The sequence below is a fragment of the Streptomyces changanensis genome (genome assembly GCF_024600715.1).
GTDB classification, from domain to species: domain Bacteria; phylum Actinomycetota; class Actinomycetes; order Streptomycetales; family Streptomycetaceae; genus Streptomyces; species Streptomyces changanensis.
Genome location: NZ_CP102332.1, coordinates 3,750,151 through 3,773,711 on the forward strand (window position 1 = coordinate 3,750,151; position 23,561 = coordinate 3,773,711).

Sequence of the window (23,561 nt, forward strand, 5' to 3'; positions counted from 1 at the left end):
CGCCGTCGCCGCCGCCTCCGCCCCGTCACCCCGGAGTGCGTCACGTCGGCGTCCGCCGCCCTCGCTCCCGGCGCCCGTCACCCCCCGGCGCCCGTCACGCCGACGCCCGCCGCCCGCCCTCCCGGTGCCTGTCCCTTCGATGCCCGTCACGCCGGAGTGCGTCACGTCGGCGTCCGCCGCCCTCGCTCCCGGCGCCCGTCAGCCCCCGGCGCCCGTCACGCCGACGCCCGCCGCCTCCGCCCCCGTCACCCCGGCGCCCGTCGCCCCCGCGCCCTTCACCCCCACCCGGCGCCCTCGCCGGGGCCCGTCCCACCGCCGCCCCGGCCCCGGCGCCTGTCGCTCCGGCGTCCGCCGCGCCCGTCATCCCGGGGCCTGCGGCCCCCGCGCCCGTCACCTCGGCACCCGTCACGCCGATGTCCCCCGCCCCCATCGCCCCGCCGCCCACCACCCCCGTCACCCCAGCGCCTGTCGTCCCCCGACCGGAGGGTCGCGCCCCGGCCCCCTGGCCGGGGCGGGGACCGGGCACACGGCAGGGATGCGCGGTGCACCCGAGGCGTCCGCGGCCTCTCCCTCACCGCGCGGACCACGTACGGTTGACGCATGACGAGCATCGGTGGTGCTGCTTCTGCTGGGATGGTCGACTGGAACCTCGCGGTGGCGACCGCGACACGATTGGCGCGGCCCGGACCCGAGGTGAGCCGCGAGGAGGCCCGGGAGGTCGTCGCCGAGCTGCGGCGGCACGCCAAGGCGTCCGAGGAGCACGTCCGCGGGTTCACCCGCATGATCCCCGAGGGCCACGAGCCCGAGGACACCCCCGTGCTCGTCGTCGACCGGGCGGGCTGGGTCCGGGCCAACGTCGCCGGCTTCCGCGAACTCCTCGGCCCCCTCCTGGCGAAGATGTCGGAGCGCCGCTCCGCGACCCCCGGGGGCGCCGTCCTCGGCGCGGTCGGCGGCAAGGTGACCGGTGTGGAGCTGGGCATGCTCCTGTCGTTCCTCGCCTCCCGCGTCCTCGGCCAGTACGAGACCTTCGCCCCCGCCACCCGTGAGTTCCCCGCCGGCGAGAACGGCGGCGGCCGGCTGCTCCTCGTCGCGCCGAACATCGTCCACGTCGAGCGGGAGCTGGGCGTGGACCCGCACGACTTCCGCCTCTGGGTGAGCCTCCACGAGGAGACCCACCGCACCCAGTTCACCGCGGTGCCCTGGCTGCGTGACCACCTCCGCGGTGAGATCCAGTCGTTCCTCAGCGCCACCGAGGTCGACCCCATGACCGTGCTGGAACGGCTCCGCGAGGCCGCCCAGGCCTTCACCGGAGCCCGGCCCGAGGGCGACGAGGACGAGGGCGGCCGCTCGCTGGTCGAGCTCGTCCAGAGTCCCGAGCAGCGCGAGATCCTCGGCCGTCTGACGGCCGTCATGTCGCTCCTCGAAGGCCACGCCGACTACGTGATGGACGGTGTCGGACCGCAGGTCGTCCCGTCGGTCGCCGAGATCCGTGAGAAGTTCCAGCAGCGTCGTGCCCGCGGGGCCTCCCGCCTGGACCAGGCGCTGCGCAAGCTCCTCGGGCTGGACGCCAAGCTCCGCCAGTACCGCGACGGCGAGCGGTTCGTCCGCGCCGTCGTCGACGAGGTCGGCATGGACGGTTTCAACCGCGTGTGGACCTCCCCGAACACCCTCCCCACCAAGGCGGAGATCGCCAAACCGGCGGACTGGGTCGCGCGGGTGCATCGCAAGGGGGAGTGAGAACCCGGATCCGGCCGTCGGCGGACGAACGTCGCTCCTTTCACCCATCCGAGGGACCGTGGGGCTGGGATAGGCGTGCGATGCTCGGGTATCGGCCGTGTTCTGTCACCATCGACGCACTCTGAGTGACGACTCGAGTGACCGAACCCCCCGTTCCGACCGTTAAGACTCCGACCGAGGCACCCCCAAACACGAAGGACACCGGACATGGGTCCCCATCCTGCGGTCGCGGCGATACGCCTGGCGGTTCGCCGCGTACTCCACGACGTACTCAACGAGCTCTCCCGCGACACCGCCGACTCCCCCCCGGCGGGCGGCCCCGCGCGAACCCGCGCCGACGGGCCCCCGCTCGTCCTGGTCGCCTGCTCCGGCGGCGCCGACTCCATGGCGCTCGCCTCCGCCCTCGCCTTCGAGGCGCCCAAGCTGGCCGTCCGCGCCGGCGGCATCACCATCGACCACGGCCTCCAGACCGGCTCCGACCTCCGCGCCGCCGAGGTCGCCTCCCGGCTCACCGCGCTGCGGTTGGACCCGGTCGAGGCCGTCGCCGTCACCGTCGGCCGCGCCGGCGGCCCCGAGGCGGCCGCCCGGGACGCCCGGTACGCCGCACTGGACGAGGCCGCCGAACGGCTCGGCGCCGCCGCCGTCCTGCTCGGCCACACCCGCGACGACCAGGCGGAGACGGTCCTCCTCGGCCTCGCCCGGGGTTCCGGCATCCGGTCCCTGTCCGGCATGGCCGCCGTCTCCGGTTCCGCCGGCCGCTACCGCCGCCCCTTCCTCCAGCTGGACCGCCAGACCGCCCGCAAGGCCTGCCTGGTCCAGTCGCTGCCGGTCTGGGACGACCCGATGAACGCCGACCCGGCCTACACCCGGTCCCGGCTGCGCCACGAGGGCCTGCCCGCCCTGGAGAAGTCGCTCGGCAAGGGCGTCGTGGAGGCCCTCGCCCGTACCGCGCAGCTCTGCCGGGACGACGCCGACGCCCTGGACACCTGGGCCGCCGAGGTCGACGCCACCGTCCGCGACGACGCCGGGCTCCTGGAGTGCGCCAAGCTGTACGCCCTGCCCCCCGCCGTCCGCCGCCGCGTCCTGCGCCGCGCCGCCATCGCCGAAGGCGCCCCGGCGGGCTCCCTCTTCGCCCGGCACGTCGAGGAACTGGACCGGCTCATCACCGGCTGGCGGGGTCAGGGCGTCATCAATCTGCCCGGCCGCGTCGTCGCCCGGCGGCAGGGTGGCAGACTGGTCATCCGGCAAGGCTGACCGAAAACGGGCCGAGGAGTCGGCCAGGAGGCCGACCAGGCCGATCCAGGCTGACGCAGGCTGCAACGAAAGTGACCCGGGTGAACCAGAACGACATGGGTGCCGACCTCAAGTCGGTACTCATCACCAAGGAAGAGATCGACGCCAAGCTGGCCGAGCTGGCGGCGAAGATCGACGAGGAGTACGCGGGCAAGGACCTGCTCATCGTCGGCGTCCTCAAGGGCGCCGTGATGGTGATGGCGGACCTGGCACGCGCCCTGTCCACCCCTGTCACCATGGACTGGATGGCCGTCTCCTCCTACGGGGCGGGCACCCAGTCCTCGGGCGTCGTCCGGATCCTCAAGGACCTGGACACCGACATCAAGGGCAAGCACGTCCTGATCGTCGAGGACATCATCGACTCCGGACTGACCCTGTCCTGGCTGCTGTCCAACCTCGGCTCGCGCGAGCCGGCCTCCCTGGAGGTCTGCACCCTGCTGCGCAAGCCGGACGCCGCCAAGGTGGCGATCGACGTACGGTGGATCGGCTTCGACATCCCCAACGAGTTCGTCGTCGGCTACGGGCTGGACTACGCGGAGAAGTACCGCAACCTCCCGTTCGTCGGCACGCTCGCCCCGCACGTCTACGGGGGCTGAACGGCCGGGGCCGCCGCGGCCCGGGAACCCCGGCCGCCTTCCCGCCGTTGGAGGAAGGGAAGGCGGCCACGGGCCACGAAGCTGGGGTACCGTCCGAAGAACAGCTTTTTTCCCGCACCCGTGCTGACCCAGAAGCCAGCACGTAGTCTCACACTCTCACAGCAGCATTTACCTACGGGCAGGAGGGACGGGGCGTCATCGCTCCGTATGGATGGACGTGAAGCGATACTTCCGTGGGCCGGTCATGTGGATCGTGCTGGCCGTCCTCGCCGTGGTCGTGTTGATGCAGGTCGTCGGCTCGTCGGGCGGCTACAAGACGGTGGACACCGGCAAGGTCGTTCAGGCGATCACCAAGAACCAGGTCGACCAGGTCAAGCTGACCACCGGCGACGAACAAATGATCAAGGTCGACCTCAAGGACGGCCAGAAGATCGACGGCAGCGACAAGATCCAGGCGAGCTACATCGGGACCCAGGGTTCCGACCTCGCCGCGACGCTGCAGCAGAAGTACGAGGCCGACGAGATCAAGGACGGCTACACGATCTCGCCGACGAAGCAGAGCGCCTTCGTCTCCGTGCTGCTCTCGCTGCTGCCCTTCGTCCTGATCGTCCTGGTCTTCCTCTTCCTGATGAACCAGATGCAGGGCGGCGGCTCCCGCGTCATGAACTTCGGGAAGTCCAAGGCCAAGCTGATCACCAAGGACACCCCCAAGACGACGTTCGCCGACGTCGCCGGCTCGGACGAGGCCGTCGAGGAGCTCCACGAGATCAAGGAGTTCCTCCAGGAGCCCGCGAAGTTCCAGGCCGTCGGCGCCAAGATCCCCAAGGGCGTGCTGCTGTACGGCCCGCCCGGCACCGGCAAGACGCTGCTCGCCCGCGCCGTCGCGGGTGAGGCGGGCGTGCCGTTCTACTCGATCTCCGGTTCCGACTTCGTCGAGATGTTCGTCGGTGTCGGCGCCTCGCGCGTCCGCGACCTCTTCGAGCAGGCCAAGGCGAACGCCCCGGCGATCGTCTTCGTCGACGAGATCGACGCCGTCGGCCGACACCGCGGCGCGGGCCTCGGCGGTGGCCACGACGAGCGCGAGCAGACCCTCAACCAGCTCCTCGTCGAGATGGACGGCTTCGACGTGAAGGGCGGCGTCATCCTGATCGCCGCCACCAACCGGCCGGACATCCTCGACCCGGCGCTGCTGCGCCCGGGCCGCTTCGACCGCCAGATCGCGGTCGACCGGCCGGACATGCAGGGCCGTCTGGAGATCCTCAAGGTCCACCAGAAGGGCAAGCCGGTCGCGCCCGACGTCGACCTCGCCGCCGTCGCCCGCCGCACGCCCGGCTTCACCGGTGCCGACCTGTCGAACGTGCTGAACGAAGCCGCGCTCCTCACCGCGCGCAGCAACAAGAAGCTCATCGACAACCACATGCTGGACGAGGCGATCGACCGCGTGGTCGCGGGCCCGCAGAAGCGGACCCGCATCATGTCGGACAAGGAGAAGAAGATCACCGCGTACCACGAGGCCGGTCACGCCCTCGTCGCCGCGGCCTCCCCGAACTCCGACCCCGTCCACAAGATCACCATCCTGTCCCGCGGCCGGGCCCTCGGTTACACGATGGTCCTGCCGGACGAGGACAAGTACTCGACCACGCGCAACGAGATGCTCGACCAGCTCGCCTACATGCTGGGCGGGCGCGCCGCCGAGGAACTGGTCTTCCACGACCCGACCACCGGCGCCGCGAACGACATCGAGAAGGCCACGGCCACGGCCCGCGCGATGGTCACGCAGTACGGCATGACCGAGCGCCTCGGCGCGATCAAGTTCGGTGGTGACAACACCGAGCCGTTCCTCGGCCGCGAGATGGCGCACCAGCGCGACTACTCCGAGGAGGTCGCCGCGCTGGTCGACGAGGAGGTCAAGAAGCTCATCGAGACGGCGCACAACGAGGCGTGGGAGATCCTCGTCGAGAACCGCGACGTCCTCGACAACCTCGTCCTCCAGCTGCTGGAGCGGGAGACGCTCGGCAAGGAGGAGATCGCCGAGGTCTTCGCGCCGATCGTCAAGCGCCCGCCGCGCCCGGCCTGGACCGGCTCCTCGCGGCGTACGCCCTCGACGCGGCCGCCGGTGCTCTCACCGAAGGAGCTGGCGCTGACCAACGGCTCAGCCCCCGCGGTGACCACCACGACCGTGGAGACCACCAAGGCGGCCGAGCCGGCCGCCGAGGAGCGCCCCGAGTCCTGACGGGGGCCCCGCCCCGGACCCGGAATGGATGCCGCGCCCACCAGGTTTTAGCCTGTGAGGGCGCGGCATTCGCGTACTCCAGGCGCGGTATTCGCGTATTCCAGGCAAGACGGAACGAGGCACCCATGACCGACCCGGTGACGCTGGACGGCGAGAGCGCGATCGGCGTGTTCGACGCGAAGCGCGCGGAGAGCGCCGTACGCGAACTCCTCATCGCGGTCGGCGAGGACCCGGACCGCGAGGGGCTGCGCGAGACCCCCGCCCGGGTCGCCCGCGCTTACCGGGAGATCCTCAGCGGCCTCTGGCAGGAGCCCGAGGACGTGCTCACGACGACGTTCGACCTCGGTCACGACGAGATGGTCCTGGTGAAGGACATCGAGATCGTCAGCCTGTGCGAGCACCACCTGCTGCCGTTCCACGGCGTGGCGCACGTCGGCTACATCCCCGCCGAGAGCGGCAAGATCACCGGCCTGTCGAAGCTGGCCCGCCTGGTCGAGGTGTACGCGCGCCGCCCGCAGGTCCAGGAGCGGCTGACGACGCAGATCGCCGACTCGCTGATGCGGATCCTGGAGGCGCGCGGCGCGATCGTGGTGATCGAGGCCGAGCACATGTGCATGTCGGTGCGCGGCATCCGCAAGCCGGGCGCGAAGACCACGACGTCCGCGGTGCGCGGGCAGCTGCGGGACGGGTCGACGCGGGCCGAGGCGATGAGCCTCATAATGGCGCGCTGACCCCGCCTTCCACGGCCCGCCTTCCACGGCCCGTCCTCGACGGTCCGCCCCCACGGTCACGGCCGGCGCTTCGGCGCCGGCCGTGCGTCACGCGGGGGTGGCGGTGGGGGTCGCCGGGTCGTCGTCCTCGGGGAGCCGGCAGACGCGCTCCAGGAAGAGCGCCGCCACTATCACCGCGATCCCGGCCACCACCGCGGAACCGGCGTAGATGGCCTGGTCGCGGCGGGCCGGCACGTCCAGCGAGCCGAGCAGGAAGACGCCCACCCCGCCGTACATGCCGCTGACGACCGCGGTGACCAGCGCGCTCGACTGGCCGAAGACGACCGCGCGGGCCGCCATGAGCGGCTCGACGCCCTTGGCGCCCGGGCGCCGCTCCCGCTGGGCCTTCAGCCGGGCCCGCAGGGACAGCGCGGTCGCCGCGAGGACGGCCGCGATGGCCCCGAGCACGATCGGCGCGGCCAGCGGGACGCTCGGCAGCGTGCCGAGCGCGTCCCACAGCCGGGCGCCGCCCCAGGACAGGACTCCGGCCACCACGAAGAGTCCGGCCAGTACCTTGACCCGCAGTTGCTTCACCGGTGTCCTTCGCCTGTGTCAGTGCCGTGCGTGTCGTGACTGCTGTGCGTGTGCTGCGTGTGGTGCGTGCTGTGTTCGTCGTGCCTGTCGTGCGTGCTGTCTCGCGGGGGATTCCGCCCGGTCGGCCGGGCGTCCCCCGGGGACAACGCTCACTCGGGCAGGCGGAGTTCCAGGTCGTCCCGGACGGCCACGCCCTCCTGCCCGAGGCCCGCCAGGAGCTCGGCGACCGGGCCCGCGCCGGGGAGCTGGGCGTCCGGGTCGACGTCCAGCCACGGGCGGAGCACGAAGGCCCGCTCACGGGCGCGCGGGTGCGGCAGGGTGAGCGTCGGGTCGTCGGAGAGCTCGTCCGCGTACGCCACGATGTCGACGTCGATGGTCCGGGCGCCCCACCGCTGCGTGCGGACCCGGTCGAAGGCCTCCTCCACGGCCTGCGCCCGCTCCAGGAGGGACGCTGGCGGCAGCGTCGTCTTCACGACGACGACCGCGTTGAGGTAGCGGGGCTGCGAGTCCGGCTCGACGCCCCAGGGCTCCGTCTCGTAGACCTGGGACACGGCCTTCACCCGAACGCCTGGCGTGTCCTCCAGGGCGTCCACGGCTCCCTGGAGGTTCTCCAGTCGGTTGCCGAGGTTGCCCCCGAGGGACAGCACGGCCTGCCTCGGGTTGGTCAGCGTGGTGTCGGCCGCGTCGACCTGCTCCGTCACGGAGGCGGGCACCGGCTGTACCGTCGGGTCGCTGGGCGTGCGGTTCATACGCGGCTCCGGGTGATGGTGATGGTCACGTCGTCGAAGGGCACGGTGATCGGGGCGTCCGGCTTGTGCACGCACACCTCGACCTCCTGGACCCCCTGGTGCTTCAGGCACTGCTGGGCGATGCGCTCGGCCAGCGTCTCGATCAGGTCGACCGGCTCGCCCTGCACCACGTCGACGACCTCTTCCGCGACGATGCCGTAGTGGACGGTCTTGGCCAGGTCGTCGTCCGCGGCGGCGGGGCGGGTGTCGAGGCTCAGGACGAGGTCCACGATGAACGTCTGGCCCTCCTCCCGCTCCCGGGGGAAGACGCCGTGGTGCCCGCGGGCCTTGAGGCCGCGCAACGCGACACGATCCACGCGAATCACTCCTGCTGTCGTAGGTCTGGCGGGCAGCCGGCCGGGTGCGGCGGTCCGGTTGCCACCCCACGAATCTACCCGCGGGCACCGACACGGTCCGCGCACGGCCCCGCCGGCGGCGTTCCCACCCGCTCGCCTACCCACTCGACAGGGCTCACACCGCGCCCTCGTCGTCCTCCTCGTCGTCGGATTCCGCGAGGACGGGCGAACCGTGGTGGGACCAGACCTTCCAGCCGTCCGCGGTGCGGCGGAAGACGTTCGTGGCCACGACGAGCTGCCCCACCAGCGGGCCCAGCTCTGCGCCGTCCTCGGCGGGGCCGCCGCTGAGGATGTTCTCCGTACACGTCACCAGCGCCGTGTCGGCGACGACGGAGACCTTCACGTCGGTCAGGAAGAACTGGATGTACTCGGTGTTCGCCATGATCAGGGCGTACGAGCGCAGCACCTCGCCCCGCCCGGTCAGCACCGGCCAGCCGGGGTGGACGCACGAGACGTCGCCGTGCCGCTCGTCGAGCCACAGGTCGGCGATCGCCTCGAAGTCGCCCCGCTCCATCGCCTCGTAGAAGGCGGTGTTGGCCTGCTCGACGGCCTCGGTGTCGGTGCGCGCGCCGCCGCTCACGAGGCGGCGCCCTCGACGGCGCGGGCCACGCGGACCGCGTCCGCCGTCGCCCGCACCTCGTGGACCCGGACGGCCCAGGCGCCCTCGTGCGCCGCGATCGCGGAGACCGCGGCCGTGGCGGCGTCCCGCTCGCGGGCGGGCGGCGGGGCGTGCCCGTCGCCGGCCAGCACCCGGCCGAGGAACCGCTTGCGGGAGGCGGCGACGAGGAGGGGCCGGCCGAGGGCGCGCAGGTCGCGCAGGTGCGCGACGAGGGCCAGGTCGTGCTCCGCCTGCTTGGCGAAACCGAGCCCCGGGTCGACGATGAGCCGTTCGGGGGCGATACCGCCCGCCACGACGGCCTCCACGCGCGCGTGGATCTCGGCGACGACCTCGGCGACGACGTCGTCGTACACGGCGAGGCTGTTCATCGTGTCGCTGAAACCGCGCCAGTGCATCACCACGAACGGCACCCCCGCGGCGGCCACCGCCGGGATCATGCCGGGGTCGGCCTGGCCGCCGCTGACGTCGTTGACCAGGGCGGCGCCGGCCTCGACGGCCGCGTGGGCGACCGAGGCGCGCATGGTGTCCACGGAGACGGTGACCCCCTCGGAGGCCAGGCCCCGCACGACCGGGACGACCCGCCGCAGCTCCTCGTCCTCGTCGACGCGGGTGGCGCCGGGGCGGGTCGACTCGCCGCCGACGTCCACCAGGTCGGCGCCCTGGGCGACCAGGTCCAGGCCGTGCTTGACGGCGGCGGTGGTGTCGAACCAGCGCCCGCCGTCGGAGAAGGAGTCGGGCGTCACGTTCACCACGCCCATGACCGCACAGCGGTCCCACTCCGGCAGGCCCTGGACCGTGCCCCGTCCGCGCAACGTACTCATGCACCCAGCCTAGGGGGTGTCGTCCCGGTGGGGTCGGGGCAGCACGGTCCGGGGCCGTGCTGGTGCCGGCCCGTCGTGGTGGTGGCGGTGTCGGGGGTCCCGGGGGCCTGTGGGGCGGGGGCAGCGGGGTCCGGGGTCCGGTGAGTGGCGGCAGCGGGGTCCGGGCCGTCGTGGTGGTGGGGGTCCCGGGGGCCGGTGGGGGTGGGTCGGGGTCGTACAGGGTCACCTCCTCGGGGTCGGCGGGCCCGGGTCCCGGTGAAGGCACCGGCCCGCCCCCGCCGACCCCCTGCGGGGGCGACCCTGTACGACCCCTCCCGGCCGTCCGCGACCGCGGCGGCCCGTCAGGCCGCGCGCATGCCCTGTTCGCCGGTGGTGGGCGTGATGTGGGCGCAGGGCCGGGCCGTACGGGTCGCGGCGCGGCGGAACAGGCGGGGCGGTGCCAGGTTCACGAAGCCCTCGGCCTGCATGGCGGCGAAGCCGATGCGGGGCAGGTCGCGGCTGCTGCGGTACACGACGAAGCGCGGCTCCCAGCGGGGCTGGAACTTCGCGTTGAACTTGTACAGCGACTCGATCTGGAACCAGCGCGACAGGAAGACCAGCAGGCCGCGCCAGAGGCGCAGCACCGGGCCCGCGCCCAGCTTCTCGCCGCGGGCGAGGGCGGAGCGGAACATCGCGAAGTTCAGGGAGACCCGTGCGACGCCGAGCTGCGGGGCCGCCTGCAGGGCGGCGACGATCAGCAGCTCGTTCATGCCGGGGTCGGCGGCGCGGTCACGCCGCATGAGCTCCAGCGACATCCCGTCCCGACCCCACGGCACGAAGTGGATGATCGCCTTCAGATCGCCGTAGGGGGAGGCGTCGGTGGTCTCGTCGGCCTTGTGGGCGGTGGCGATGACGGCGTCGCCGTCGCCCGGATCCCCGATGCGGCCGAGGGCCATGGAGAAGCCCCGCTCGGTGTCCGTACCGCGCCAGGCCGCCGCGGCCAGGCGGATGCGCTCCAGCTCGCCGGCGGAGAGGTCACGGACTCGCCGGACCCGCGTCTCGTAACCGTTGCGCTCGATGCGCTTGACCATCTGGCGGACGTTCCGCATGGCGCGCCCGGAGAGGGAGAAATCCGGGACGTCCACCACCGCCTCGTCGCCGAGCTCCAGGGCGTCCAGGCCCGTCTCGCGGGTCCAGACCTGGCCGCCGGTCTCGGAGCAGCCCATGACGGCGGGGGTCCAGGAGTGGGCCTTGGCCTCGTCCATGAACCGCTCGATCGCGCCGGGCCACGCCTCGACGTCACCGATCGGGTCGCCGCTGGCGAGCATCACGCCGGAGACGACGCGGTAGGTGACGGCGGCCTTGCCGCTGGGCGAGAAGACGACCGCCTTGTCGCGGCGGAGGGCGAAGTGGCCGAGCGAGTCGCGTCCGCCGTGCCGGGCGAGCAGCTCGCGCAGTTGGGCCTCGTCGTCCTCGGTGAGCCGGGCGACCGGGTGCTCGGGCCGGAAGGCGAGGTAGATGGTGGTGACGGCGGTGAGCAGGCCGAGGGCGCCGAGCGAGTAGCCGACGGTCCACGACACGCTGCCGCCGTAGGCGACGGGCCCCTCGACGCCGAACAGGCCCAGCAGGACGTGTTCGAGGCGGTCGCTCAGGCCGGGGTCACCGATCACCTTGCCCGGGTGGGCGCTGACGATGACCAGGCCGAGGCCGATCGAGCCGGCGCCCATCAGGACGAAGTTGGCGAGGGCGCGCCAGCGGCTGCGCGGGTCGGGCAGCGCGGCGAACTCCTTGCGGTGGCGCAGCAGCAGGGCCAGCAGCGCCAGGGAGAGCAGCACGCCGACGACGGAGTGGCGGTAGAGGAACTGCGCCACGGCGCCCGCGGGGAGCAGGACGACCGCGGCCCGCCAGGCCCGCCGCTTGTGGCGCTTGAGTCCGTGGGCGAGGAGCAGCAGGAGTACGCCGACGCTCAGCGCCAGCGCCGCGGACAGCGGTCCCAGCGTGCCGGGCAGCACCTCCACGACGTCGTGGAACCGGCTCGCCCGGAAGCGGGGGAAGACCCCGGCGGCGATGTCGATCAGGCCGATGAAGGTGCACGCCGCGCCGACGAGCGAGGGCACCTTCTCGGCACGCGGTCCGCGCAGGACTCGGCGTACCCGAGCCGGAACCGATCCCGACTTATCCCCATCTACCGTCACAGACATGGCTTCCCGTGGCTCCGCGAGAGATCGACGTGTCCCTTCGGCCCGAGCTTCTCGGCGCCGGACAACCGGACTATGTGCGCCTTCTAGGACGGCGTGCCCGGCTGGGGGGTTCACTCACGGCCCGGAAAATCTCGACCGCTCGACTGAAGAAGAAGGCTTGGACGACGCATGGGTCTCACCAGTAACAAAGTCCTGGCGCTCGCCGTCCTCGTGGCCGTGGTGCTGTTCGCCCTGACGGTCCGGCTGTGGCCGCGGCTCGCGCGGCGGGACCCGAAGGCGGTGCTCGGCAGGGTGGGCCTGCTCCTGGTGACCCAGCTGTCGCTCTTCGCTGCGGTGGGGCTGGCCGCGAACAACTACTTCCTGTTCTACGGCTCCTGGGCGGACCTGCTGGGCCAGGAGCAGGAGATGGGCGTGGTCGTCGACCACTCGGCGGGCAGCCGGGACGTCCGGGTCGTCGAGAAGCGCGGCATGGACGTGCCGGGCGGCCACCATCCGGCGACGGGCGGTCAGATACAGAAGGTCGTCGTGGAGGGGCCGCGCTCGGGCATCGAGAGCCCGGCCTATGTGTACCTGCCGCCGGAGTACTTCCAGCCCGCCCACGCCCGCCGCACCTTCCCGGCCGCCGTCGTGCTGACCGGCTACCCGGGCACCGCGGAGAACCTCCTCAAGGGACTGCGCTACCCGCGCACCGCGTACGACCAGGCCAAGGCGGGGAAGATGCAGCCGATGATCCTGGTGATGCTGCGGCCGACGGTCGCGCCGCCGCGGGACACCGAGTGCGTGGACGTGCCGGGAGGGCCGCGGACGGAGACGTTCTTCGCGCGGGACCTGCCGGAGGCGATCTCGAAGACGTACCGGGTCGGCGCGAAGCCGCGCAACTGGGGCTTCATCGGCAACTCGACCGGCGGCTACTGCGCGCTGAAGATCGCCCTGCACCACCCGGACCGGTTCGCGGCGGGCGCCGGGCTGTCCGCGTACTACAAGGCGGCCGAGGACGTCACGACCGGCGACCTCTTCCGCGGGGACGCGAAGCTGCGCAACCGGGCCGACCTGCTGTGGAGCCTGGACAACGTCCGGCAGGGGGCGTCGTCGTTCCTCGTGACGACGTCACGGCAGGGCGAGGGGAACCTGCGGGGGACGCGGGACTTCATCGCCAAGGTGAAGGCCCCCGCGCGCGTGTCGTCGATCACGCTCGACAGCGGCGGCCACAACTTCGGTACGTGGAACCGTGAGATACCGCCCGCCCTGGTGTGGATGAGCGGGCGTCTCAGCGCGGTCTGAGCGGGCTCGGGAGGGGATGGGCGCGGGTGCGGTTCAGCGGGGTGCCGTGCCGTCCACCGAGCGGCGCAGGGCCTCGTGGAGCCGGTCCGGGGTGAGCACCCCCGCGTAGCGCCCGCCGTCGGCCGGATCCACGACGGCGACCCAGCCCGCGTCGTACCGGAGCATCGCCGAGAACGCCTCCTTGAGGGAGCCGCCGAGCGGCACGCGCGCGTCCATGGGCCGCGTCCGCTCGCGCACCGTGGCCGGGCCGCCCTCGGGGGCCTTCTCCGGGGTGGCGGGGAGCCAGCCGTACGGCCGGCCGTCGGCGTCCAGGACCACGGAACGGCCCTCCCCCGCGCGCGGGAGGGGGTCGTCGAGCCGGACGACCGGCGGGTGGTCCAGGTGGCCCTCCTCCACCGGCGTGACCGCGAGCCGCCGCAGGGCCCGGTCGGCGCCGACGAAGTCCGCGACGTACGGGGTGGCCGGGGCGCCGAGGACCGTGGCCGGCGTGTCGAACTGCTCGATCCGCCCGTGTCCGTAGACGGCCATGCGGTCGCCGAGCCGTACGGCCTCCTCCAGGTCGTGGGTGACGAACAGGACCGTCTTGCGCACCTGGGACTGGAGCTTGAGGAACTCCGTCTGCAGGCGCTCCCGCACGACCGGGTCGACCGCGCCGAACGGCTCGTCCATCAGCAGGACGGGCGGGTCGGCCGCCAGCGCCCGCGCCACGCCCACGCGCTGGCGCTGGCCACCGGAGAGCTGGTCCGGGTACCGGTCGCCGAAGGCGCGCGGGTCGAGGCCGACCAGGTCGAGCAGTTCCGCGGCGCGGGCGCGGGCCGCGGCGCGGCCGGTGCCGAGGAGGCGCGGCACGGTCGCGGTGTTCTCCAGGACCGTGCGGTGGGGGAAGAGGCCGACCTGCTGGATGACGTAGCCGATGCCGCGCCGCAGGACCACCGGGTCGGTCGTGGCGACGTCCCGGCCGTCGACGAGGATCCGTCCGGAGGTGGGCTCGACCAGCCGGTTCACCATCTTCATCGTGGTCGTCTTGCCGCAGCCCGACGGGCCGACGAGGGTGACCGACTCGCCCTCGGCCACCTCGAACGACAGGTCGTCGACGGCCGTGGTGCCGTCCGGGTACCGCTTGGTGACGTGCTCGAACCGGATCACTGCTGCTCCCCCTCGTGACGTACCGACCCTGTCACACGCCGGTTCCGCGACGTGCGGGGCTGTGTGGCGTGTGGTGACGCAGAGGCCCATGGTGCCCTCTTGGCGGGTTCCCCGGTGATTGTCGGTGGTGCGGGTTAGGGTCGTTTGCGGTCGAACACCACATCGAGGCGGGGAGGTGGGGGAGTGATGAGCGGATGTCTCGCGGCGAACGCGTGGATCTGCCCGGAGTACGTGAGCTCCCGTGCCCAGGAGCTCACGGACGCGACCGTCCAGCACGTGTGGATCACGGTCGTCTCGGTGCTCGTCGGGCTCGCCGTCGCCTTCCCGCTGGCGCTGCTGGTGCGCGCCCGGCCCGCCTTCGCGGGGCCCGTGCTCGGGTTGACGACCGTGCTGTACGCGGTCCCGTCCCTGGCGATGTTCTCCCTGCTGCTCCCGCTCTTCGGGCTGTCCGCGGCGTTGGTCGTGACCGGTCTGGTGCTGTACTCGCTGACGATCCTCGTGCGGAACATCCTGGCCGGCCTGGCGGCGGTGCCCGAGGAGACGCGTGAGGCGGCCCGCGGCATGGGGTACGGGCCGGGGCGGCTGCTGTGGGAGGTCGAGCTGCCGCTCGCGCTGCCCGCCGTGCTGGCGGGCGTACGGATGGCGACGGTGTCGACGGTCGCCCTGACGACCGTGGGCGCGCTGGTGGACTACGGCGGTCTGGGCACGCTGATCACCAGCGGACTGAAGAGCTTCTTCAAGGCCCAGGTGCTGACCGCCTCGGTGCTCTGCGTCCTGCTGGCGGTCACCGCGGACGCGCTGCTGCTGGCGCTCCAGCGGCTGCTGACGCCGTGGACGCGGGCGGCCCGCGCGCGGGGCTCCGCGCCGCGGCGGTCCACGTCACCTGGCTCCGCGTCACCTGGCCTCACGTCATCTGGCTCCCGGGCGCGGCGGGGTGCCGCGGCGCGTGATTCCGTGGGGAAGGCGGGCTGAGCGATGGGTGTGGTGGCCGACGCCTGGACGTGGCTGGCGACGGGGGCGAACTGGCAGGGCGAGGCGGGAGTCTGGCACCGGCTGGGGGAGCACCTGTGGTTCAGCGGGGTCAGCCTGGTCCTCTCCTGCCTGATCGCCCTGCCGGCCGCCTTCTGGCTCGGGCACGTCGGCAAGGGCGGCGCGCTCGCGGTGAACGTCTCCAACGTCGGCCGGGCGGTCCCCACGCTCGCGGTGCTGGTGCTGTTGACGCTGACCCCCCTCGGCAGGCAGGGCGGCGTACCGACGATCGTCGCGCTGGTGCTCTTCGCCGTGCCGCCACTGCTCACCAACACCTATCTGGGGATGCGGGAGGTGGACCGGTCGGTGGTCGAGGCCGCTCGTGGCATGGGCATGTCGGGTGGTCAGCTCTTCCGCACGGTCGAGCTGCCCCTGGCCCTCCCCCTGGTGATGACGGGCCTGCGGCTGGCCGCCGTCCAGGTGATCGCCACGGCCACGCTCGCCGCGATGGCGGGCGAGGGCGGCCTCGGGCGGATCATCACCGCGGGTTTCCACACGTACGACACCGCGCAGGTGTTCGCAGGGGCGCTGCTCGTCGGCGCCCTCGCCCTGCTCGTCGAGGGCGTACTGGCGGCGGCGGGCAGGGCGCTCGCGGGCCATGGACGGAAACGGACGGAGACCTGAATCGTGAAGAGCAGAACCATCCGCGTGGCCGGGGCGGCCCTGGGCGTGCTCGGTATGACCGTGGGGCTGGCCGCCTGCGGCGGCAGCAGCCTGGAGGAGCGCGGCGGTGCGGCGGGGTCCGGTGAGCCCTCCGGCGCGGCGGGCGGCGGCACGGTCGTCGTCGGCTCGGCCGGGTTCACCGAGTCGCAGATCCTCGCGGAGCTGTACGCGCAGGTCCTCGCCGACGCCGGATACCGCACGTCCATCAGGACGGTGGAGAACCGCGAGTTGTACCAGCCGTCCTTGGAGAAGGGCGAGATCGACGTCGTACCGGAATACGCGGCTACGCTTGCGGAATTCCTCAACGCGAAGGTGAACGGCCCGAAGGCGCCACAGGAGAAGCCGGTCGCCTCCAGCGATGTCACGGCCACCGTCGCCGCACTGAAGAAGCTCGCCGAGCCGCGCGGACTGAAGGTCCTCCCGGCCGGCCGCGCGGTCGATCAGAACGCTTTCGCCGTCAGCCGCGAATTCGCCGCGCGGAACAAGCTGCGGACACTTTCCGACCTCGGCCGGTCGAAGGTGAAGGTGAAGATCGCGGCGGGTGACGAGTGCACCGTACGGCCGTTCTGCGCACCCGGGCTCGAATCCCGGTACGGGATCGACGTGACGGGCGTCGACCCCAAGGGCGTGGGCACCCCGCAGGCCAAGCAGGCGGTGAAGGACGGGGTCGACCAGCTGGTCCTCACCACCACGACGGACGCCACGCTCGACGCCTTCGGCCTGGTGATCCTGGAGGACGACAAGAAGCTCCAGAACGCCGACAACGTCCTGCCCGTCGTCAATGCGCGGGACGCCGGATCACCGGAGATCGCCGCCGCACTGGGCAAGATCACCAAAACGCTGACCACCGCCGACCTGGTCGAGTTGAACCGCAAGGTCGACGCCGAGCGCGCAAAACCGGTGGACGTCGCCAAGGAGTACCTGGGGGAGAAGGGGTTGCTTCGCCGGTAACGGCGAACGCCTTCCCGAGTACGCACGAGTCGGACGGTCGGCCCGGCCCGCGGCACGTCGGCGAAACATTGCCGGGCCGACACCCCGAACGACGCCTACGCACGGTAAATTTCAGGCCATGCCACGTGGACGCCACCGCCATTCCCCGCCCCTGCACCGGCTTCTGCCGCCCTCCGCGGTGGCCGGAGCGTCCGTCCTCTGCGCGTCGGGTGCCTGGCTCCTGGCCGATCCGCTGGCGCTGCGCCTGCTCGTCGCGGCCACGGCGGCCGCCGCCGTCACGGGCGCGGTCCTCATGCGGGCCTGGGACCGTACGGCGGGCCGCCGCGTCGCCGAGCTGACCCGCGCCCGCGCGAGCGACCAGTGGAAGACAGAGGAGCGCATAGCCGAGCTGGAGGCGGACCTGGAGGAATCGCGCGTCCTGCGCGCGAAGCTCGACGCGAAGCTGCGCGCCAAGCGGGTCGAACTCGCGGGCCTGCGCAACGAACACGCCGGGCTGCTCCGCCGGTACGCCACCGCCGAGACCGAGCGGGCCAGCGCCCTGGAGGGCCGCCGCCGGCTCGCCCTGGGAACCGCGGCGGACACCCCGGGCACCCCGGACGCCGGCGGGTCCGGTCCGCAGGGGCCGGTGGCCGCGTCCACCGCGTCCGGGTCCCCGGCGTCCACCGCGTCCGGGTCCCCGGAGTCCCTGGCGTCCCCGGAGTCCCTGGCGGCCTCGGCGCCGCCCACCGGTTGGTCCTCCGCGCCGACCGGGGCCGACTACCTGCGCGCCGCCCAGGCCCTGCGCCGGCTGACGCGCAACGCCGCCGCGCAGGAGGCCCGCCGGATCGCCGAGGCCGCGCTGCGCCCCGCCGCAGGCACCCCCGGACGGACCGCGGTGGCGACGCGCCCCGTGTCCGCCGCGGCCGCCATCGTCCCGTACGCCGCCCAGCGCCGCCCGGCCTCCCGGCTGGAGGGCGGCTTCGATTTCTTCGGTACCCAGAAGGGCGCCGGGGGACAGGCCGGTGGTACGGGAGCGGCCGGTACCGGGCAGGCCGGTAGCGGAGCGGCCGGTACCGGGCAGGGTGGTACGGGACAGGGCGGTACCGGCGGGCCCTCGGCCGCGCTGGAGGCCGCCGTCCAGCAGGAGGACCTGGCGGACGTGGTCGGCGCGGAGGCCCTCGCCGCCGAGCGGCCGGACGGACGGCGCGACTCGGAGCAGGCCGTCGGCCAGGTCATCGACCTGACCGCCCACGACGAGACCGAGCAGCTGGACGTGGTCGAGCTGCGGGACGCCGTCAGCTCGTAGGCGTCACCGATCGCGTGAGGCGCCGTCAGGCGGTGTCAGCGCCGTCAGGCGGCGCCCCCGGGGCACGGACGACACGGCGGCGGCCGGGAGGATTCCTCCCGGCCGCCGCCGTGCGCCGTTCGCGACTACTTGTCGATGTCGCCGACGACGAAGAAGAACGAGCCGAGGATCGCCACCATGTCGGCGACGAGCGTCCCCGGCAGCAGCTCCGCCAGCACCTGGATGTTGTTGTACGAGGCGGAGCGCAGCTTCAGCCGGTACGGGGTCTTCTCGCCCTTGGAGACCAGGTAGTAGCCGTTGATGCCGAGGGGGTTCTCCGTCCAGGCGTACGTGTGGCCCTCGGGGGCCTTGAGGACCTTCGGCAGGCGCTGGTTGATGGGCCCCGGCGGCAGCTCCGCGAGCCGGTCCAGGCAGGCGTCGGCCAGCTCCAGCGCGTTGTGCGTCTGCTCCAGCAGGCACTCGAACCGGGCCAGGCAGTCACCCTCCTGCCGGGTGACGACCTTCAGCGCGTCCTGCAGCTCCCCGTACGCCAGGTACGGCTCGTCCCGCCGCAGGTCGAAGTCGACCCCGGAGGCGCGGGCGATCGGCCCGCTCACCCCGTACGCGTGCACGGCCTGCGCGGACAACACGCCCACACCGCGGGTACGGCCCCGGAAGATCTCGTTGCCGAGGACCAGCCGGTCGTACACGTCCATGCGGGAGCGGATGGCGGCCACCGCCTGGCGGGCACGGCCGAGCCAGCCCGCGGGCAGGTCCTCCTTCAACCCGCCGACCCGGTTGAACATGTAGTGGATCCGGCCGCCGGAGACCTCCTCCATGACGTGCTGGAGGTCCTCCCGCTCACGGAAGGCGTGGAAGATCGGCGTGATGCCGCCCAGCTCCAAGGGGTACGAGCCGAGGAACATCAGGTGGTTGAGGACCCGGTTCAGCTCGGCGAGGAGCGTGCGCGTCCACACCGCCCGCTCGGGGACCTCCATGCCGAGCATCCGCTCGACGGCCATCACGACGCCCAGCTCGTTGGCGAAGGCCGACAGCCAGTCGTGCCGGTTCGCCAGCATGATGATCTGGCGGTAGTCGCGGGCCTCGAAGAGCTTCTCGGCGCCGCGGTGCATGTAGCCGATCACCGGTTCGGCCTGCCGGATCAGCTCACCGTCGAGGACCAGGCGGAGGCGGAGCACACCGTGCGTGGAGGGGTGCTGGGGGCCGATGTTGAGCACCATGTCGGTGCTCTCCGCGGCACCGCCGATGCCGACCGTGGTCTCCCTGTGCTGGGTGGTCTCCGTCATGCCGGACAGTATCCCTCGGCGGGCGCCCGTTGGAGGAGCCAGGTGAACCCGCCGAGCCCGCCGCGCGCCGTCAGCTCCGCGGCCTCGCCCGCCGTGGCGAGGGCGCGGACGTACGCGGCCGGGTCGCGGGAGGCGAGCGCCAGCGGGGGTCGCTCGCCGGACACCCCGAGGCGGTGCAGCGCCTCGCGCTGGGGGAGCAGCACGACGGGCCCGGCGGGCAGCACGGAAGCGGCACGCGCGCCGGGCGGGTGGTCCGGGGTGAGGCACGTGGCCGGGGTGGCGTGGGTGTCGGGGGAGGTGTACGCGCCAGGGGTGGCGGGTGCGTCGGTGGGGCCGCAGCCGGTGGGGCCCGAGCCGGTGGGGTGCTCGCGGCGGCCGTACGCGTCTGTGGCGTGGGCGTGGGCGTGGGCCGATGCGTGGGCGTCGGTGGGGCCCGAGCCGGCGGGGCCCGTGCCGGTGCGGTGCGGCGCGGCCGCCGCCGCGCAGGCGTCCACGGCGACGTGTGCCGTGATGTCGCACGAACCGTCCGGTACCGGCGGCACCTCCCGGCCCTCGCGGAACCCGGTCAGCGTGCCGAACGGCGGACGGGTCGCCACCGTGTGCGCGTAGTCCACGGCGACCGCCAGCCCGGCCGCCAGGCTGCCCGCCGCGCGCGCCCACGCCTCGTCGCGGGGGCGGCCGATCTCGGCACGCCCACCCGGCTCCCGCACCGGCCACCAACGATCGAGCCACGCCGCGTCCGCCCCGGCCACCGGCGCGCCGAGCCGCTCGGCGCCGTCCCGCCGCACCTCCACGTACCGGGGCGTGCCGTCGTCATCCACCTGGGCGACGTCGACCGGGACGTTGTCCAGCCACTCGTTCGCGAAGAGCAGTCCCCGCACCCCGGCGGGCGGCCGCGCCACCCACTCCACGCGCGGGTCCAGCCCGGCCGGGCGGGGGGCCTTCTCGACCGCGTACGCGCGGACACGGAGCCCGGGCGGCAGCGCCGCCAGCACAGCCGTCACCAGCTCGCCCCGCCCCGCGCCCACGTCGACGAACGCGACCTCGTCCCCCAGCTCCGCCGCGACCTCCGTCAGGAGGCGGGCGACGGCTGCGGCGTACAGCGGCGAGGCGTGCACGGAGGTGCGGAAGTGGCCGGCGGGCCCCTCGGGACGGAGGTAGAAGCCGCCCGGCCCGTACAGCGCGGCCTCCGTCGCCTCCCGCCAGCCACGCCAGGAGTGGTCGTCCCAGGTCACACCAGTGCGCTCAGCGGTCTCGTCCGTCACGGGCCCAGTGTCCACCTTGGGGAGTAGGAGCCTTCGCACCGGATCGCACTCCCGGTTGACCCATGCACCTATCCCGTTTCCCTACGCTTGCTACGTGCAGCGCCTCTACGACTTCCTCCGCAGGCACCCGACGGGCGTCGACAGCTTCTGGGCGGTGATGCTCTTCGGGTTCTCCCTGCTGTGGGTGGCCCAGGTCCCGGAAGGGCCCGACGACGTGATCGGCGCGCTCGTCGTGGCCACCTTCGGGCTGGTCGTCGCGCTGCGCCGCCGCGCGCCCGAGAAGATGCTGCTCCTGGCGGTCCTCCTCGGTGTCGTCCAGCTGCTGCTGGACTTCCCGCCGAACCCGGCGGACTTCGCGATGCTCGTCATCATCTACAGCGTCGCCGCCCACGACGGGCCCCGCTGGGCGTCCCGCCTGGCACTCGTCGGCGGGGCGTGCGCCGCCTCCATCTCCCAGGTGCGCTGGCCCGTGGAGAACGTCTCCGTCGCCGGGCAGATCTTCTTCACCGTCGTGATGTCCGTGCCCTTCGTGCTGGCCTGGGTGCTCGGCGACTCCATGCGCACCCGCCGCGCCTACCTCGCCCAGCTGGAGGAGCGCGCGGCCCGGCTGGAGCGGGAGCGGGAGGCCCAGTCCAAGGTGGCCGTCGCCGCCGAGCGCGCCCGGATCGCCCGGGAGCTCCACGACGTCGTCGCGCACAACGTCTCCGTCATGGTCGTCCAGGCCGACGGCGCCGCGTACGTGCTCGACACCTCGCCCGACCTGGCGCGGCAGGCGCTGGAGACCATCTCGTCCACCGGCAGGCAGGCCCTGGCGGAGATGCGCCGACTGCTCGGCATCCTCCGCACGGGGGAGCCGGAGGAGGCGGGGGAGTACGTGCCGCAGCCCGACGTCCAGCAGATCGAGGACCTGGTCGAACAGGTCCGCACCGCCGGCCTGCCGGTCGACTTCAAGGTCGAGGGCACCCCGCGCCGGCTCCCCAGCGGCGTCGAGCTCACCGCGTACCGCATCGTCCAGGAGGCGCTGACCAACACCCGCAAGCACGGCGGACCGGACGTCGGGGCGAGCGTGCGGCTGACGTACTTCGACGACGGGCTCGGCCTGCTCGTCGAGGACGACGGGCGGGGCGCCGCGCAGGAGATGTACGTGGACGGCGGTGCCGACGGCCGGGGCCACGGCCTCATCGGCATGCGGGAGCGGGTCGGCATGGTGGGCGGCACGCTCGACGCCGGGCCCCGACCGGGCGGCGGCTTCCGCATCAGCGCCCTGCTCCCCCTGAAACCCGCCCACTAGCCCCCACGGGCCCGGCCACGGGCCACGGGACCCCGACCAGGGCTCTTCGTCCACGGGCCCCGACCGCGTCTCGTCCACGGACCGCCCCCTCCGACCACCCCCGTACCCCCGCCACCACATCCCGCCCTCAGGAAGAGGACCCGCAGAATGACGATCCGACTGATGCTCGTGGACGACCAGGTGCTGCTGCGCACCGGTTTCCGCATGGTGCTGGCCGCGCAGCCGGACATGGAGGTCGTGGCCGAGGCGGGTGACGGCGTCGAGGCCCTGCAGGTGCTGCGGTCGACGGCGGTCGACGTCGTGCTCATGGACGTCCGCATGCCGAAGCTCGACGGCGTGGAGGCCACCCGCCGCATCTGCTCCGAACCCGGCGCCCCCCGGGTCCTCATCCTCACCACCTTCGACCTGGACGAGTACGCCTTCTCCGGGCTGAAGGCCGGCGCCAGCGGGTTCATGCTGAAGGACGTGCCCCCCGGCGACCTCCTCGCCGCGATCCGCGCCGTCCACAGCGGCGACGCGGTCGTCGCCCCCTCCACGACCCGGCGGCTCCTGGACCGGTTCTCCCCGATGCTGCCCAGCAGCGGCACCTCACGGCCGGAGCACAAGGGCCTGGAACGGCTCACCGACCGCGAGCGCGAGGTCATGCTCCTAGTCGCCCAGGGCCTGTCGAACGGCGAGATCGCCGCCCGCCTCGTCCTCTCCGAGGCCACCGTGAAGACCCACGTGGGCCGCATCCTCACCAAGCTGGAGCTCCGCGACCGTGTCCAGGTCGTGGTCCTCGCCTACGAGACCGGACTGGTCCGCGCGGGCGGCGGGACGCTCCCCTGATGCTGCTGTGGATCAACGGGCCCTTCGGCGGCGGCAAGACCCAGACCGCCCACGAACTGCACCGCCGCCTGCCGGGCAGCGTCGTGTGCGACCCGGAGGAGGTCGGGTTCGGCCTGCACCGCATGACGCCCCGCCCGCTGCGCGGCGACTTCCAGGACCTGACCGCCTGGAGGCACGGCGTGCACGAGGTACTGGACCTGGTCCTGTGCCGCCACGACGGCGGCCCCGTCATCGCACCGATGACCCTGGTCGAACCGGAGTACTTCGCCGAGATCGTCGGACGGCTCCGCGCCGACGGCCACGACGTGCACCACTTCGCCCTCCTCGCCCGGCGGGAAACGGTCCTGCGGCGGCTGACCGAACGCGGACTGGGACGCGGCCTGAAGAGGGAGAGCTTCGCCGTGGCCAAGCTCGACCACTGCCTGGAACGCCTCGCCCGTCCCGAGTTCGCCCGACACCTCCACACCGACCGCATGACCGTCCCTCAGGTCGCGCAGGAGATCGCCGCCTCGGCGGGCGTACGACTGCTCCCCGACACCTACGGCCCACTCCGCCACCGGCTGCACCGCCTCCGCGTCGGCCTGCGCCACATCCGCTTCGACTGACCGC

The 23,561-nt window shown here is 73.0% G+C and carries 22 protein-coding genes; 13 read left to right on the forward strand and 9 right to left on the reverse strand.

What is annotated here, in order from left to right; all coding sequences use genetic code 11:
• Nucleotides 1–600 precede the first annotated feature (600 nt).
• The 5 genes from NRO40_RS16740 to folE all read left to right on the forward strand — a co-directional run bounded on the left by NRO40_RS16740 (nucleotide 601) and on the right by folE (nucleotide 6,590).
• The gene (locus NRO40_RS16740; RefSeq protein WP_058945509.1) at nucleotides 601–1,737 is read left to right on the forward strand and encodes a zinc-dependent metalloprotease; all 1,137 of its coding nucleotides are present in this window, start codon (nucleotides 601–603) and stop codon (nucleotides 1,735–1,737) included.
• A gap of 207 nt (nucleotides 1,738–1,944) precedes the next feature.
• Complete coding sequence (gene tilS, locus NRO40_RS16745) at nucleotides 1,945–2,991, forward strand: tRNA lysidine(34) synthetase TilS (protein ID WP_058945508.1); 1,047 nt, start codon at nucleotides 1,945–1,947, stop codon at nucleotides 2,989–2,991.
• Nucleotides 2,992–3,086: 95 nt separating this feature from the next.
• On the forward strand, nucleotides 3,087–3,626 hold the full coding sequence (hpt, locus tag NRO40_RS16750; RefSeq protein ID WP_058945511.1) for a hypoxanthine phosphoribosyltransferase: 540 nt from the start codon (nucleotides 3,087–3,089) through the stop codon (nucleotides 3,624–3,626).
• Nucleotides 3,627–3,837: 211 nt separating this feature from the next.
• Nucleotides 3,838–5,859, forward strand: coding sequence for an ATP-dependent zinc metalloprotease FtsH (gene ftsH / locus NRO40_RS16755; RefSeq protein ID WP_257375439.1), 2,022 nt, complete (start codon nucleotides 3,838–3,840; stop codon nucleotides 5,857–5,859).
• A 125-nt stretch (nucleotides 5,860–5,984) separates the two neighbouring features.
• On the forward strand, nucleotides 5,985–6,590 hold the full coding sequence (gene folE, locus NRO40_RS16760) for a GTP cyclohydrolase I FolE (RefSeq protein ID WP_058942825.1): 606 nt from the start codon (nucleotides 5,985–5,987) through the stop codon (nucleotides 6,588–6,590).
• 87 nt (nucleotides 6,591–6,677) lie between these two features.
• On the opposite strand, the gene NRO40_RS16765 is transcribed toward folE, so the two are convergent.
• The 6 genes from NRO40_RS16765 to NRO40_RS16790 form a co-directional block, all read right to left on the reverse strand.
• Nucleotides 6,678–7,163, reverse strand: a complete 486-nt coding sequence (locus NRO40_RS16765; RefSeq protein WP_058942826.1) for a DUF3180 domain-containing protein — start codon at nucleotides 7,161–7,163, stop codon at nucleotides 6,678–6,680.
• A 149-nt stretch (nucleotides 7,164–7,312) separates the two neighbouring features.
• The gene (gene folK / locus NRO40_RS16770; protein WP_058942827.1) at nucleotides 7,313–7,912 is read right to left on the reverse strand and encodes a 2-amino-4-hydroxy-6-hydroxymethyldihydropteridine diphosphokinase; all 600 of its coding nucleotides are present in this window, start codon (nucleotides 7,910–7,912) and stop codon (nucleotides 7,313–7,315) included.
• Entirely contained in the window at nucleotides 7,909–8,268 is a 360-nt protein-coding gene (gene folB / locus NRO40_RS16775) for a dihydroneopterin aldolase (RefSeq protein WP_058942828.1), read from the reverse strand. Before folB ends, folK begins: the two co-directional genes overlap by 4 nt.
• A 154-nt stretch (nucleotides 8,269–8,422) precedes the next feature.
• Complete coding sequence (locus NRO40_RS16780; protein ID WP_232791111.1) at nucleotides 8,423–8,821, reverse strand: nuclear transport factor 2 family protein; 399 nt, start codon at nucleotides 8,819–8,821, stop codon at nucleotides 8,423–8,425.
• 62 nt (nucleotides 8,822–8,883) lie between these two features.
• Nucleotides 8,884–9,747, reverse strand: coding sequence for a dihydropteroate synthase (folP, locus tag NRO40_RS16785; RefSeq protein WP_058942830.1), 864 nt, complete (start codon nucleotides 9,745–9,747; stop codon nucleotides 8,884–8,886).
• 341 nt (nucleotides 9,748–10,088) lie between these two features.
• Nucleotides 10,089–11,927 carry a phosphatidylglycerol lysyltransferase domain-containing protein gene (locus tag NRO40_RS16790; protein ID WP_058942831.1) on the reverse strand — a complete coding sequence of 613 codons (1,839 nt, stop codon included), beginning with the start codon at nucleotides 11,925–11,927 and terminating at the stop codon, nucleotides 10,089–10,091.
• A gap of 168 nt (nucleotides 11,928–12,095) precedes the next feature.
• On the opposite strand from NRO40_RS16790, the gene NRO40_RS16795 reads away from it, so the two are divergent.
• Entirely contained in the window at nucleotides 12,096–13,208 is a 1,113-nt protein-coding gene (locus NRO40_RS16795; protein ID WP_058942832.1) for an alpha/beta hydrolase, read from the forward strand.
• Nucleotides 13,209–13,241: 33 nt separating this feature from the next.
• Here NRO40_RS16795 and NRO40_RS16800 read toward each other — a convergent pair whose 3' ends face one another.
• Nucleotides 13,242–14,354 (reverse strand): ABC transporter ATP-binding protein, encoded by a 1,113-nt coding sequence (locus NRO40_RS16800; protein ID WP_058942833.1) that lies wholly within the window; start codon nucleotides 14,352–14,354, stop codon nucleotides 13,242–13,244.
• Nucleotides 14,355–14,540: 186 nt separating this feature from the next.
• Here NRO40_RS16800 and NRO40_RS16805 point away from each other — a divergent pair, with 186 nt between their 5' ends.
• The 4 genes from NRO40_RS16805 (at nucleotide 14,541) to NRO40_RS16820 (ending at nucleotide 18,282) form a co-directional block, all read left to right on the forward strand.
• Nucleotides 14,541–15,326 carry an ABC transporter permease gene (locus NRO40_RS16805; protein WP_079047151.1) on the forward strand — a complete coding sequence of 262 codons (786 nt, stop codon included), beginning with the start codon at nucleotides 14,541–14,543 and terminating at the stop codon, nucleotides 15,324–15,326.
• A 3-nt stretch (nucleotides 15,327–15,329) separates the two neighbouring features.
• Nucleotides 15,330–16,007, forward strand: coding sequence for an ABC transporter permease (locus NRO40_RS16810; RefSeq protein WP_058942834.1), 678 nt, complete (start codon nucleotides 15,330–15,332; stop codon nucleotides 16,005–16,007).
• Nucleotides 16,008–16,061: 54 nt separating this feature from the next.
• Nucleotides 16,062–16,997: an ABC transporter substrate-binding protein gene (locus tag NRO40_RS16815; protein WP_058942865.1), complete on the forward strand. Its 936-nt coding sequence runs from the start codon at nucleotides 16,062–16,064 to the stop codon at nucleotides 16,995–16,997.
• A 118-nt stretch (nucleotides 16,998–17,115) separates the two neighbouring features.
• The gene (locus tag NRO40_RS16820) at nucleotides 17,116–18,282 is read left to right on the forward strand and encodes a hypothetical protein (RefSeq protein WP_198549365.1); all 1,167 of its coding nucleotides are present in this window, start codon (nucleotides 17,116–17,118) and stop codon (nucleotides 18,280–18,282) included.
• Nucleotides 18,283–18,407: 125 nt separating this feature from the next.
• Here the strand turns inward: NRO40_RS16820 and NRO40_RS16825 are convergent, their stop codons facing one another.
• Both NRO40_RS16825 and NRO40_RS16830 read right to left on the reverse strand, forming a co-directional pair.
• A complete protein-coding gene (locus NRO40_RS16825; protein ID WP_058942835.1) occupies nucleotides 18,408–19,568 on the reverse strand; it encodes an NADH-quinone oxidoreductase subunit D in 1,161 nt (386 codons plus the stop codon).
• The gene (locus NRO40_RS16830; protein WP_232791108.1) at nucleotides 19,565–20,833 is read right to left on the reverse strand and encodes an SAM-dependent methyltransferase; all 1,269 of its coding nucleotides are present in this window, start codon (nucleotides 20,831–20,833) and stop codon (nucleotides 19,565–19,567) included. Before NRO40_RS16830 ends, NRO40_RS16825 begins: the two co-directional genes overlap by 4 nt.
• Before the next feature lie 94 nt (nucleotides 20,834–20,927).
• Between NRO40_RS16830 and NRO40_RS16835 the strand changes: the two genes are divergently transcribed.
• The 3 genes from NRO40_RS16835 to NRO40_RS16845 all read left to right on the forward strand — a co-directional run bounded on the left by NRO40_RS16835 (nucleotide 20,928) and on the right by NRO40_RS16845 (nucleotide 23,557).
• Nucleotides 20,928–22,124, forward strand: coding sequence for a sensor histidine kinase (locus tag NRO40_RS16835; RefSeq protein ID WP_058942836.1), 1,197 nt, complete (start codon nucleotides 20,928–20,930; stop codon nucleotides 22,122–22,124).
• Between the two features lie 147 nt (nucleotides 22,125–22,271).
• Nucleotides 22,272–22,952, forward strand: coding sequence for a response regulator (locus NRO40_RS16840; protein ID WP_058942837.1), 681 nt, complete (start codon nucleotides 22,272–22,274; stop codon nucleotides 22,950–22,952).
• Nucleotides 22,952–23,557, forward strand: coding sequence for an AAA family ATPase (locus tag NRO40_RS16845; RefSeq protein ID WP_058942838.1), 606 nt, complete (start codon nucleotides 22,952–22,954; stop codon nucleotides 23,555–23,557). Before NRO40_RS16840 ends, NRO40_RS16845 begins: the two co-directional genes overlap by 1 nt.
• Nucleotides 23,558–23,561: the final 4 nt, after the last annotated feature.